14 protein-coding genes are annotated in these 12,636 nt (G+C 61.9%); 11 read left to right on the top strand and 3 right to left on the bottom strand.

The features are described from left to right. Nucleotides 1-12 precede the first annotated feature (12 nt). From PU634_RS04870 to PU634_RS04830, 10 genes are all read left to right on the top strand, one after another. Complete coding sequence (locus PU634_RS04870) at nt 13-1,089, top strand: hypothetical protein (protein ID WP_306762936.1); 1,077 nt, start codon at nt 13-15, stop codon at nt 1,087-1,089. Beyond that, nucleotides 1,089-1,280, top strand: a complete 192-nt coding sequence (locus PU634_RS04865; protein ID WP_306762935.1) for a hypothetical protein — start codon at nt 1,089-1,091, stop codon at nt 1,278-1,280. The genes PU634_RS04870 and PU634_RS04865 overlap by 1 nt, the downstream gene beginning before the upstream one ends. Before the next feature lie 14 nt (nt 1,281-1,294). Next, nucleotides 1,295-2,209, top strand: coding sequence for a DNA cytosine methyltransferase (locus tag PU634_RS04860; protein ID WP_306762934.1), 915 nt, complete (start codon nt 1,295-1,297; stop codon nt 2,207-2,209). Nucleotides 2,210-2,222: 13 nt separating this feature from the next. Next, on the top strand, nt 2,223-2,465 hold the full coding sequence (locus PU634_RS04855) for a hypothetical protein (RefSeq protein ID WP_306762933.1): 243 nt from the start codon (nt 2,223-2,225) through the stop codon (nt 2,463-2,465). Next, entirely contained in the window at nt 2,462-2,635 is a 174-nt protein-coding gene (locus tag PU634_RS04850; protein ID WP_306762932.1) for a hypothetical protein, read from the top strand. The genes PU634_RS04855 and PU634_RS04850 overlap by 4 nt, the downstream gene beginning before the upstream one ends. Nucleotides 2,636-2,774: 139 nt before the next feature. Next, entirely contained in the window at nt 2,775-3,200 is a 426-nt protein-coding gene (locus PU634_RS04845) for a hypothetical protein (RefSeq protein WP_306762931.1), read from the top strand. After that, the gene (gene xisR, locus PU634_RS17250; RefSeq protein WP_503366774.1) at nt 3,157-3,408 is read left to right on the top strand and encodes an excisionase family protein; all 252 of its coding nucleotides are present in this window, start codon (nt 3,157-3,159) and stop codon (nt 3,406-3,408) included. Before PU634_RS04845 ends, xisR begins: the two co-directional genes overlap by 44 nt. Then, nucleotides 3,381-4,685, top strand: coding sequence for a site-specific integrase (locus PU634_RS04840; protein ID WP_306762930.1), 1,305 nt, complete (start codon nt 3,381-3,383; stop codon nt 4,683-4,685). Before xisR ends, PU634_RS04840 begins: the two co-directional genes overlap by 28 nt. Further along, nucleotides 4,685-6,193, top strand: coding sequence for a PhoX family protein (locus PU634_RS04835; RefSeq protein WP_306762929.1), 1,509 nt, complete (start codon nt 4,685-4,687; stop codon nt 6,191-6,193). The genes PU634_RS04840 and PU634_RS04835 overlap by 1 nt, the downstream gene beginning before the upstream one ends. A 160-nt stretch (nt 6,194-6,353) precedes the next feature. Further along, on the top strand, nt 6,354-7,409 hold the full coding sequence (locus PU634_RS04830) for an NADP(H)-dependent aldo-keto reductase (RefSeq protein ID WP_306762928.1): 1,056 nt from the start codon (nt 6,354-6,356) through the stop codon (nt 7,407-7,409). 13 nt (nt 7,410-7,422) lie between these two features. On the opposite strand, the gene PU634_RS04825 is transcribed toward PU634_RS04830, so the two are convergent. The 3 genes from PU634_RS04825 to PU634_RS04815 are packed head-to-tail and all read right to left on the bottom strand — an operon-like array spanning nt 7,423 to nt 8,932. Beyond that, nucleotides 7,423-7,899, bottom strand: coding sequence for an SRPBCC family protein (locus PU634_RS04825; RefSeq protein ID WP_306762927.1), 477 nt, complete (start codon nt 7,897-7,899; stop codon nt 7,423-7,425). 10 nt (nt 7,900-7,909) lie between these two features. Continuing rightward, nucleotides 7,910-8,524 (bottom strand): LolA family protein, encoded by a 615-nt coding sequence (locus tag PU634_RS04820; RefSeq protein ID WP_306762926.1) that lies wholly within the window; start codon nt 8,522-8,524, stop codon nt 7,910-7,912. Nucleotides 8,525-8,527: 3 nt separating this feature from the next. Beyond that, nucleotides 8,528-8,932 (bottom strand): cupredoxin domain-containing protein, encoded by a 405-nt coding sequence (locus PU634_RS04815; RefSeq protein WP_306762925.1) that lies wholly within the window; start codon nt 8,930-8,932, stop codon nt 8,528-8,530. Between the two features lie 187 nt (nt 8,933-9,119). Here PU634_RS04815 and PU634_RS04810 point away from each other — a divergent pair, with 187 nt between their 5' ends. Then, a complete protein-coding gene (locus PU634_RS04810) occupies nt 9,120-12,635 on the top strand; it encodes an EAL domain-containing protein (protein WP_306762924.1) in 3,516 nt (1,171 codons plus the stop codon). Nucleotide 12,636 lies beyond the last annotated feature (1 nt).

Here is a 12,636-nt window from a genome sequence, read left to right as displayed (position 1 = left end):
AGAGGACCAATCATGACTTTATCCGTCACCCATGTGCTGGAGGGCAAGCTGTACTCCGGTGAAACCGTTATTGCCGAGTTCATTGATCACCAGATGGCCGAAGACGCCGCCGCCATCCTGGCCGAGCGCGACGAGCTGGCCCAGAAGCTGGAATGCGCCACCGACGTGGCCGGTGAGTACCAGCAGATGCTTGATCATATCGGCCAGATCCTGCAGGTGCCGGCCGAGCCGCACCAGGGCCGCGACTACCTGATCATGGAGGCCGCCGCCAACCTGGTGGAGCACAACCGCCGCATGAAAGGCGCCATCGGAAGCCTGACCGCCGAGAGCGCCGGCGTGGCCGGCCTGCATGGCAACGGGGAGATTGCTCCCTGGGGTGAGCTGATGGCCGGCGGCCGGTTCGAGGAGTGGCTGCTGCCCTTCTCGGAGGGGGTTGAATACCGCGAAAGCCACCGGGTTGCCGAGGCGGTCAAGGAGGAAATGGAGCGCTGCATCAGGGCGGTTGAGGTGGAGCCGGAATACCCCGACAAGGCACCACCCGAGTTGATGGAATACATTCGAGAGGCGATAGAAAGCAAGGATGAAAAGCACATCCTTCACATGATGCGTCACTCGGTTCGCCTCACCAAGGGAGACGTCACCAACCGGATCCGCCGGGGCGCGCTTGAGCCGGTGGAGGTGATCAGGGCCGCGGGCGGAAGTTACCTGCACCCCGCCCTGCCGGAGGATTTTTTAGACGAAGGAACCAGCATTGATGGCTGGCACCATTGGCTCAACAGTATGGGCATCCAGTACCTGTGGAGCAGAATGGAAAACGACGCCGACGAATCGGTATGGGAGGCCTATGACCGTGACGGCTCGTTAAACCACTGGACTCCAAGCGCCCCCGAAGGCAGCGGCTGGTTCCTGCTGACCCTGCATGACACCGAAAACGGCCCGGTTTGCCTGTGGGGCCGCAAAGTCTGCCTGGCCGAAGGCAACCGCCCCCGCCGAGGCTGCCCGGATTGCGGCCCGGTGATGGGTGAAGCCACCTACCGGGAGTGCGAGCAGGCACTGAAGGACGCCACCGAGATGGGAGTCTCGAGATAATGACCCACTGGCTGGAGCAGGCGCTTTGCCCGCACGAGCACCACCGCGGACCTGACGGCATCGTCCGCTGCTGCATGTGCGGGCACGTCACCAATAAAAAGAGAACCAGGGTAAGGTCGCGCACCGTTTACTGCGTCGCCCTCGCCTTCATCATCATTCCCATCGCTGTATCCCTGGCCATATTCGGCTGATAAAGAGGACCAACATGAACTGCATTGATTTGTTCGCCGGCTTCGGCGGCTTTTCTACGGGCGCCCGCATGGCCGGCGCCAACGTATTATGGGCGGCCAACCACTGGCCCGACGCTGTGCACTGGCATAGCGTCAACCACCCCGACACCGCTCACGCCTGCCAGGACTTGCATCAGGCCGACTGGTCACAGGTGCCGGCCCACGACCTGTTGCTTGCGTCGCCCTGCTGCCAGGGCCATTCCAAAGCCCGGGGCAAGGCCAACGGCAACCCGGAGCATGACGCCAGCCGCTCCACCGCCTGGGCCGTGGTGTCCGCCGCCGAGTATCACCGGCCCGAGTTCGCGCTGGTCGAGAACGTACCGGAATTTGTGGACTGGACCCTGTTCCCGGCATGGGAAGCAGCCATGAATGCGCTGGGTTACAGCCTGGCACCTCACGTGGTGGACGCCGCGGATCTGGGTGTGCCGCAAAACCGGGTGCGGCTGTTTATCGTGGCCAGCCGCTCAAAGGCGCCGCTCAGGCTTAACCTGCCAAAACTCGACCATGTGCCGGCCAGCTCGTTCATCGACTGGGAGGGCGGGCGCTGGTCAGCCATCGACAAGCCAGGCCGGGCGGCTGCAACGCTCGAACGGGTCGCCAACGGCCGGGCTCAGTACGGCGACCGCTTTGTCATGAGCTACTACGGGAATACTAAGAGTGGGCGGGATGCTGGCCGGCCCATTGGCACCATTACCACCCGTGACCGCTGGGCCGTGGTAGACGGTGACCGTATGCGCATGCTCAGCGCTGACGAGAATCTGGCCGCCATGAGCTTCCCGGCATGGATCCAGCGCCCCAACAACCACCGCCTCACCGTGCACATGGCCGGCAACGCCGTGGCGCCGCTGGCTGCCAAGCACCTGATTGAAGCCATTAAACAGGCCGCATAAGCGAGAGCCAATTATGTACAAGAGTTCCTTTGAAAAAGAACGAGAGCAGGCGGAAGACGCCGCCAAGGCAATTCGCATTGGTCGTGCCACCGTGCCATTCGGATATATCAAACAGGAGAAAGCCAAAGGCTGGCTACTCCCCGGCGGCAGGCACACTTTTATTCGCGGTGAAGCCGTGAAAGCCGCTATTTCAATCAACAGAAAGCTAAATGAGCCCAGCAGTAAAAAAATCATCACCAGGAGAAAGTCAAAATGACCGATATCAGTAAAAAAATAACCGATCTTGAGGCTTCCATTGCTCGCCAACGCGAATCGGCAGCTTATGCAGAAGGCAGTTCTTACCGGGAAGAAATGAGCCGCCTCAGCCGAATGGAGCGGGAGCTTCACCAGCTCAAGAAAGAGCGTGATGCCAATGCGATCACTTAAACGAAAGCTGGCCCATGCCAGGCGGCAGTGGTATTGGTATCACAGCAGGATCCTGCCGCCGCTTGCATAGCATTTCATGGCCCTGTTAAACCCGGCGCCCGCTGACCATAATTCAACCAACTGGTCAGGAGGCGCCACCATGTCAAAGTCCGAACAGCAATTGATACTCGCTTTCAGAGAAGATGAAGATCTTATTTGCGAACTGCTCAACATAGTGCGTTCAACCACCCTGAGCCACAGTGCCAAGGTGGCGGAAGTATCGCGCATGCTGAGACCGTTCGGGCTCGACATAGCCCCCATAGAGTGCGAGCAAGCCACTTGGACCGCCACAGAGATCGCCACCGAACTTGGCGTAACCGCCGCCCTGGTGGGGCGCATAGCCAACCAGCACCAGTTAAAAACCCCCGATTATGGCGAGTATCGCCTGAGTAAGTCTCGCTCCAGCAGTAAGCAAGTTGAAACCTTCTGCTATTACGAAGCGGGCAGGCGCGCCATTATCGATGCAGTAAATCAGAGGACCAATGACCACAAGAACACCAGCGCGAAGAAGCGCAAAGGCCAGTAACCCCACTCCCTATGCTTACCCGTGCGCCCGCTGGGTAAGACCAAAGAAATTCGCCGAACTGACCGGCATGACCGAAAAAGCCGCCGAAGGCCGTCGCCTAAAGGGTGACTGGCCAGAAGGCGTGATATGGGTAACCGCCCCGGACGGACAGATCAGATACAACGTGCAGGAGTATGATGCGTGGGTAGAGTCAAGCCTGATGATCTGACCAGTGGCGTTAAGGGGGTAGAGATCCACGGCAAGAAAATTCGCATCTGCTTTACCTACAAGAAGCAACGCTGCCGCGAAGTGCTCGATATCCCCACCACCAAGCAGAACATAAAGTTCGCCGAAAAAAAACTGAATGCCATTAAATATGAAATTGCCGCCGGCAAGTTTTCATATTCCGAGCACTTCCCCAACTCGAAAAAAGCCACGGCGTTTGGTGAGTCGAACAAGAATGTCACCCTGAGCCGGGCGCTTAAAATATATTGGCCCATAAAGCAATCAAGCATCGGACTGTCAAGCCAGCGAACTTATATTAACGCCATCAATCAGGCAGTGAATATCATTGGCGGCGGGCGCCTGCTGCTGACATTAAAGCCAATGGAGATTGAAGGGCTGCGAAAGGAATTAATGGAGAAGTACAAGCCAAGCACCGCCAATTATTATTACATCTGCTTCTGCGACCTACTTAAGTGGTGCGAGGCCAACAAGATGACCGACCCCGCCATTAATTTCTCGGAGCACATAAAGAAAATACCGATCGGCAAGGGGAATGCCGATCCCTTCAGCAATGAAGAGCTGAGCGCAATCATCAGTGCCTGCATTCACCCACAGCACCGGCACATGATCCTGGTGTCGGTATACACCGGCATTCGGGTTGGTGAGCTGCGGGCGCTGTGCTGGGAGGACGTGGACTTCGACAGGAGGCAACTGCATATTCGTCGCAACGTCATCGATCTCATCGGCGGGGAGCGCAGCTTTAAGCTGCCAAAAACCGGCTTTGCCCGCACCGTAGATCTGCAGCCTCCGGCCTTTGATGCCCTGGTGGCGCAGATGAAATACACCTACCAGCATCTACCGACCACCATTACCGTAGACACGGACGGCGTTCCGGTGGCCATTGCTGTTCGCCCGGTGTTTTCACCCCTGGTGTCAGCAATCAATAAAACCAGCCGGGCCGGCCTGTTCTTCTCCCAGCCGGCGATCACCAGCATGTGGAGCAAGCTGACCAAAAAATCCGGCGTTCGCCACCGCCACTACTATCAACTGAGGCACACCTACGCAAGCTGGAACCTGACCGCTCATGGTAACCTGGCTTACATCGCCAACCAGATGGGTCACACCAGTTACAAAATGCTGCAGCAGGTGTACGGCAAGTGGATTCATTCGGCAAGCAAGTCAGAAGCCGAGGTGATCTGGGAGAAAATGAAAAATCACACCCTGTTTGCCCCAGTGGTGCCCCAGGATTTCAGTGATCCGCCGCAAGATGATGATAAATAATGGAAATTATAAACAACAACGAATACTGTAACTACGAGCTGATGTTCCCCCACCAGGGCAAGACCATGAGCGCCGACGACGTCAAGTGCGCCCAGGCCGCCCACGGCGTGTCCATTCTCACCCTTGAAAAGCGCGACGGCCGCTGGCGCATGGTGAAGGACGGCCAGTACAACCGCCGCATTCACGCCAACACCCCCATGGCCATCAGCGGACCGGCCAAGGGCCACGATCTGCTGAAAACCGCCGCCGACCCCAAGGGTGAGCGCGCGCTGGGCACTTTCAACAACTGTGCCAACGGCATGACCCCCTGGGGCACCTACCTCACCTGCGAGGAAAACTTCAACGGCTACTTCGGCAGCCGGCAGCAGGCCGACATCACTCCCGCCATGGCCCGTTACGGCATTGGCCGGGAAGACGCCGGCTGGCAATGGCACCGGCATGACCCGCGTTTTGATCTGGCCGAGCACCCCAACGAGCCCAACCGCTTTGGCTGGGTGGTGGAAATCGACCCCAGGGATCCGCACGCCATGCCGGTAAAACGCACGGCGCTGGGCCGCTTCAAGCACGAAAACGCCGAGCTGGTGATGGACGACAGCGGCCATGTAGTGGTGTATCTGGGGGACGACGAACGTGGCGAGCACCTGTACCGTTTTGTCAGCCAGGGCAAGTACAACCCTGATGACATGGCCGCCAACCGGAACCTGCTGGACGAGGGCACCCTGTACGTGGCCCGCTTCCATGAAGGCGAGAACGGCGAGCTCAGGGGCAAGGGCGAGTGGCTGGAGCTGACCCACGGCAAACACGGCCTCACCGCCGAAAACGGCTTTGCCAGCCAGGCCGACATTCTTATTCACGCCCGCCTGGCCGCCACTCAGGTGGGCGCCACCACCATGGACAGACCCGAGTGGGTAGCCGCTCACCCCACCGAGCCGGTGGTATTCTGCACCCTCACCAACAACAAGAACCGGGGCGTGAAAGACAACCAGCCGGTGGGCGGCCCCAACCCCCGCGCCGAAAACCACTACGGCCAGATCCTGCGCTGGCGCCCGGCCGGTGGTCGCCACACCGCCGCAGAGTTCGACTGGGATCTGTTTGTGCTGGCGGGCAACCCCGGCGTGCATGCGGACAACCTCTACGCCGGCTCCGCCAACATCAACGCCGACAACATGTTCAACAGCCCCGACGGCATCGGCTTTGACCAGAGCGGCCGGCTGTGGATTCAGACCGACGGCAACTACTCCAACAGCGGCGACTTTGCCGGCCAGGGCAACAACCAGATGTTGTGCGCCGATCCCGGTACCGGTGAAATCCGGCGTTTCCTCACCGGCCCCGTGGCCTGCGAGGTCACCGGACTGGCCTTTACTCCGGATCAGAAAACCCTGTTCGTGGGCATTCAGCACCCGGGCGAGGAGCTGGCCGGCTCCCACTTCCCCTTTGGCGGCGACAGTACGCCCCGCTCCAGCGTGATGATGATCACCCGGGAAGACGGCGGCATTATCGGCGCTTAAAAGCAGGGAGTGGGAAATTGGGACTGGGGAATGGCAGGCCAGGTGCTTCGACCATTCCCTAATCCCTGCTCCCTGGTCCCCGCCCGGACAACCGTGATCTTCCGCACAGTTTGCTGGTATGCTGTTTTTCAAAAAACGGCACCAACCTGTGGGGAGCGCAATGCAATACCGAAAACTGGGTAACACCGATATCGATGTCAGCCTGATTGGTCTGGGCACCATGACCTGGGGCGAGCAGAACACCGAGGCCGATGCCCACGCTCAGCTCGACCTGGCCCTGGATCAGGGCGTCAACCTTATCGACACCGCCGAGCTCTATCCCATTCCGCCCCGGGAGCACACTCAAGGGGCCACCGAAACCATGATTGGCAACTGGCTGGCCGCCCGTGGCCACCGCGACCGGGTGATACTGGCCACCAAGGTGGTGGGCCGGGCCCACGATCCCAAGCGCCCGTCCTACTTTCGCGACGGCAAGCCCATGCTCGACCGGGCCAATATCGTTCAGGCCCTGGACGACAGCCTGCGCCGGCTGCAGACCGACTACATCGACTTCTACCAGCTGCACTGGCCCGACCGCCAGACCAACATGTTTGGCCAGCTCGGTTTTGAGCAACTGGATGAAAACGACGCCGATACCGTGCCCATCGCCGAAACGCTCTCGGTGCTCGATGAACTGGTGCAGGCCGGCAAAATTCGCCACATTGGCCTGTCCAACGAAACCCCCTGGGGCGTGCACACATTCCTGCTGGAAGCCGAACGCCACGGCTATCCGCGCATTCAGGGCATTCAGAACCCCTACAACCTGCTCAACCGCACCTATGAAATCGGCCTGTCGGAGTTTTCCCTGCGCGAGCAGGTGGGGCTGCTGGCCTACTCGCCCCTGGCCTTTGGCATGCTTACCGGCAAATACGAAAACGGCGCCCGCCCCAAAGGTGCCCGGCTCACCCTCTACAACCGTTTTCAGCGCTACAACAGTGCCGATGCCCGGGCTGCCACCAGCGCTTATGTGGCCTTGGCTCATGAGCACGGCCTGACGCCCGCCCAGCTGGCCCTGGCCTTCGTCAACACCCGGCCCTTTGTCACCAGCAACCTGATTGGCGCCACCAGCCTGGAACAACTGCAGGAAAACATCGACAGCGTGCATGTGGTGCTCACCGAGGAGCTGAGACAGGGCATCGCCGACATTCATCGCCGCTACTCCAACCCGGCACCCTGAGCACCGGCGCGGCTCACCACTCGCTGCCACAAGGCGGGGCGTTCAGCCAGCGGGCCAGACCGGCGGCGCCGTCCCGCATCACCGCATGGTGGCTCCAGATAAACAACGGCCTGGCCAGGGGGGCCGCCAGGTTCATCCAGCGGCGGGTGGTTCGCACCCGCCACTCGTGGCGGACCCCGGTCAGGCCGCCCCTTTCCCTCAGCTGCCAGCAGCCCCATCCTTCCAGATCGCCGCAGACCTTTCCCACGATAACCTTCGGCGCATAGTGCCGAACCAGATACACATCAAACACCAGCCGGTAACCCAGCCGGCTCTGCCAGTGGTAGCGATAGCCCCTGCCAATGCCCCGCGCGTTACCGGCAGCCAGCTCCCTCACATCCACCAGCCCCCGCCACCACAGGGGCCAGTACCGGGACTGGCTGATGGCCCGGTAAACCGCGACCTGGGGCGCGGCTATCTGCCAGCGGGTCACCAGCCGGTAAGTTGCCATACCGGTCCCTTCACGGAAAAAACACATCACCGGCAAAGTCCGGATCCAGCTCGATATGCTCCAGCCAGACGGTTTCCATTAAATTGCCCCTGGCATCATGGCTGATTACCCGCACGGGGAACAACAGGGTCTTGTCCAGCCACAGCTCGTAACGGGCCACCTGCCCGGGATCTGCCGGGCCCCGCACCCGCAGTTGCCATACCTCCCGCTCCGCCAGGCTGAGGCTGCGCGCACTCAGGCTCGCCCCCCGCCGGCGCAGACGCTGCACATTTTCCAGCAAGGCTCCCACGTCGGATCTGTCCAGCCGGTGACCATGGGGGCTTTGCACCAGCCGGTTGTCGGGACTCATGCTCAGGGAAGGCCCTTCAAGGCCAAAGGGCCAGAGCCGGACCCGCCGGCTCCAGGGGCTGTAGATCAGCACGGCGCCGGCGTAAGGGGAGATCACATCGAGCCGTACCAGGCCGGGTTTGCGGTAGGCATAGCGCAGCCGCTGGCTGCCCCCGGGGCCTTCGCTGCGCAGCTCCAGCCGGTAGCCCTGCAGCCGGTCGAACCGCGCCCGGGCCTGGGCCAGCAGATCCGGGCTATCCAGCGCCAGTGCCATCAGCAACAGCATGCCGCTCAACATGGCTCACTCCACCACCTCCATTATTCCCGCCATGCCGCGCGCCCGGTGGCCGGCAAAAAACAGCAGCTTTTCCCGGCAGTAAAACGGGGTCTGGCCGGTGCTTTCGGGAGTAAAGCGGATCACCCGGCCCAGGCTGTTGAGCGTGACCTCCACGTCGATACCCATGCGCGGCGACCAGATCACCAGGCTGTGGGGCACCAGTCCCGGCTCCCTGCTGACCGTCAGCTCCACCGGCACGCCCGCTTTCACCACTATGTGATCGGGGCGAAAAAAATAGCTGCCTCCGACCACTTCCAGCCGCTGCACCCCGTCGGGGTCAAGCCGGGCCGGCACGGGCGCTGACATGGCTTCCGGCACCAGTGGCATCAGCCCCAAAACCAGCCCCCTCAGCCATCGTCCCTTCATCATGCCCTCCCGCTCTCTCCTTGCTGAGTTGAGCATAGCAACCACTCGGACCGACCGGACACCGGTGCCGCCCCGGGCCACACCAGACGACGCGATAACGTTCGAAAATTATATTCTGTTGAGTCCGCCCCGCTTTGCCGTTCAGTTGCTAATCTTGTTGAAAACAAATGTAAAACAACGAGCAGGGGCCATGTCATACATTCGCTCTTCCAGGCTTACCCTTTTTTCCTGGCTGGTGCTTGCCGGCGGTCTGGTGCTCTCGCCACTGGCCGCACTGACCATGACCCGGGCCGAAGAAGCCCGCGCCGTGGCCGAGTTTGCCGCCCGGGCAGACCGTATCAGTCAGGGGCTGAAAGACCGCCTGGCCGGCCACGGGCTCGTACTGCGCAGCGCTGCCGCCCTGTTTGACGCCTCCGATCTGGTCACCGAGCAGGACTGGCACCGGTTTGTGGAGCGGCTGCAAGGGGGCCCGGCCCTGAGCGGGCTGGACAGTCTGGGATTTGCCCGCTTTGTGCGCGAGCCCGAGCGCCATGCCCACGGCGCCTGGCTGAAGCGAAACAACATTCAGGCTCACACCATTATTCCCTCCGGCAAGCGCGAGGCTTACGGCTATGTGCTTTACAGCAGCACCCTGAACGGCACCGGTCGCATGGCTCCCGGCCTGGATTTGCTGACCATTCCCGCCTACAGCGCCGCCATGGCACGCGCCGAGCACACCGGCAAAACCAGTCTGTCGGGCAGGGCCGGCCCGGACGAAGACACCGGGCCCGAACCCCTCACCATGATGTTTAAGCCCGCCTATGTACAGGGGGAGCTGCTGGGCTGGGTATTTGCGGCGGCAAGCCCCGGCGGGCTGGTCAAGCCCATGCTGGAAGCGGATCTGCACCGGCAGGCGCCCTGGACCACCCTGCGCATCTACGACGGCAATACTCCCGCTGCCGGCAAGCTGATTTACCAGCACGGCACCGCACACCGCCCCGGCACCGCCTTTCTGCAGCAGCGCTTTATCGATTTCAATGGTCATCAGTGGCTGCTGGAGTTTGATCACCTCAACCCGGCCGCCGTCATCAGCCATCAGCAGAGCCTGCTGGTGCTGGGGGGTGGCCTCGGGATGAGCATTCTGCTGTTTCTGTTGCTGCGCTCGGCGCTGACCTCGCGGGCGCGGGCCGAAGCCCTGGCGGAGCAACTGAGCAATGAAATGAGCGCGCGTGAAGGCCGCTACAGCCGCCTGCAGTCCCGCTTCGACAATATCGCCGCCCGGGTTTCCGGCATGCTGTTCGAATACCGCCTCGAGCCCAGTGGCCGCAGCACCTTTCCCTATGCCAGCGACGGCATTCGCCAGCTCTTTGGCCTGGCCCCGGAGCAGGCCAGAGACAATGCCGCCGCCATGTTTGATGCCATTCACCCCGACGACGTCGAAGCCACGGCCGAGACCATGCTCAGCTCGGCCCGCACCCTCACGCCCTGGCATCACACGTTTCGCGTGAACGGCGCCGACGGCCAGCCACGCTGGCTGCTGGGAGACGCCCTGCCCCGGCGGGAAGCGGATGGTGCCACCAGCTGGTTTGGCATTATTTACGACATTACCGGGCGCAAGCAGGCCGAGCAGGCGCTGAAAGCGGCCCACAGCCAGTCCCGCCACTTTCGCGCGGCCCTCGATCAGGTGTCGTCCTTTATTTACATGAAGGACACCCGCTTTCGCTATATCTACGCCAACCGGGCGGCACTGGAGCAGTTCGGTTGCAACGGAACCACCCTCAAGGGCTGCATGGACGAACAGTTTTTTGCGCCGGCAACGGCCCGGGCTCTGCGCGAGTCCGACAGCAGGGTGCTCGCCGGCGAGCCCTGCTCGGAAGAGGTGGAAATTATCGGCAAGGACGGCCGCCGCACCGTGTTCATGGACGTGAAAACCCCCATTTTTGATGATGCCGAACACCGGGAGATCGTCGGCCTGCTGGGCATTCGCACCGACATTACCCTGCTGAAAAACAGCGAACAGCAACTGCGGCAACAGGCCCACTTCGACCCCCTCACCCGGCTGCACAACCGGGTGCTGCTCTCCGACCGGCTGCGCCAGGCCATGACCCAGGCCCGCCGCCATGAGCAGTCGGTGGCGGTGGTCTACCTGGATCTCGACGGCTTCAAGACCATCAACGACACCCATGGTCATGCCGCCGGCGACAAGCTGCTGATGGCGGTGGCCGGGCGCATGAAGGAAGTGATCCGTGAGGGCGATACCCTGGCCCGGGTAGGCGGTGACGAATTCGTGGCCATCTTGCTGGATCTGGCCGATACCCAGCACTGCACGCCCCTGCTCGAACGGCTGCTGCAGGCCGCCGCCCGGCCGGTCAATGTAGACGGACTCAGGCTGCAGGTGACCGCCAGCCTGGGCGTCACCTTTTATCCGCAACCCGAAGAGCTGGATCCGGACCAGTTGCTGCGCCAGGCGGATCAGGCCATGTATCAGGCCAAGCTGGCCGGCAAAAACCGTTATCACCTGTTTGATGCCGAGCGGGACCGCTCGGTGCGCACTCACCACGAAAGCCTGGAGCATATTCGCCACGCCCTGCACAACGGCGAATTCGTGCTTTACTACCAGCCCAAGGTCAACATGCGCACCGGCCGGGTGGTGGGCGCCGAGGCGCTGATCCGCTGGCAACATCCGCAGAAGGGCCTGTTAACGCCCTATCACTTTCTGCCCGCCATTGAAGAACACACCCTCAGTATTGAGCTGGGCAACTGGGTGATTGATGCCGCCCTGCAGCAAATTCGGGAATGGCAGGCCCGGGGCCTGAAGCTGGTGGTCAGTGTCAATTTAGGCGCCCGCCAGCTGCGCCAGGAGAATTTTGTGGAGCAGCTCAGACAACTGCTGGGCCACTACCCCGACATAGATCCGGCCTGGCTGGAGCTGGAAATTCTGGAAACCAGCACCCTGGGGGATCTGGCGCAAATTTCCGAACGGCTGCGTCAGTGCCGGGAACTGGGACTGGGCGTGTCCCTCGACGACTTCGGCACCGGCTATTCCTCCCTCACCTACCTCAAACAGCTGCCCGCCGGCACCGTCAAGGTGGATCAGAGTTTTGTGCGCGACATTCTGGAAGACCCGGAAGATCTGACCATTCTCGACGGTGTCATCAGCCTGGCCCGGGCCTTTGGCCGCCAGGTAATTGCCGAAGGGGTGGAAACCGTCAAGCATGGCGACATGCTGCTGCGCATTGGCTGCGAGCTGGCCCAGGGTTATGGCATTGCCCGCCCCATGCCCGCCGCCGAGCTGCCCGGCTGGGTGGCCCGGTGGTGCCCCGCCCCCCACTGGGCCAGCCTGCCCCGGGCCGAGCGCGACATGCTGCCGCTGCTCTATGCGGTGATCGAGCACCTGGCCTGGGTCGAGGCCATTGCCGAAGCCCTGCACCAGCCGGGCAGCCCCTGGCCGAGCCTTGACGCCGAGCAGTGCCGCTTCGGCACCTGGTACCGCCATTGCCCCGGCGACACTCGAGAGCGCCTGGGCTCCCTGGCTGCGCTGCACCGGCAGTTGCATCAGCAGGCCGGCCAGCTGCAGCAATGGCAGCAACAAGGCGAAGAGCAGCTGGCGCGGCAGGGCCTTGACGAGCTGCGGGTGCTGCACCGGCGGCTCACCGACGAGCTGGAGCTTCGTCTGGCCCCTCCCAGCAACATCGCCGATCTGCGACCCAAACTGAAGACGGTATGAC

The sequence above is a fragment of the Oceanimonas pelagia genome (assembly GCF_030849025.1).
GTDB classification, from domain to species: domain Bacteria; phylum Pseudomonadota; class Gammaproteobacteria; order Enterobacterales; family Aeromonadaceae; genus Oceanimonas; species Oceanimonas pelagia.
Note: the sequence above shows the minus strand (reverse complement) of the source record. Positions and strands in the feature narration are given on the sequence as shown.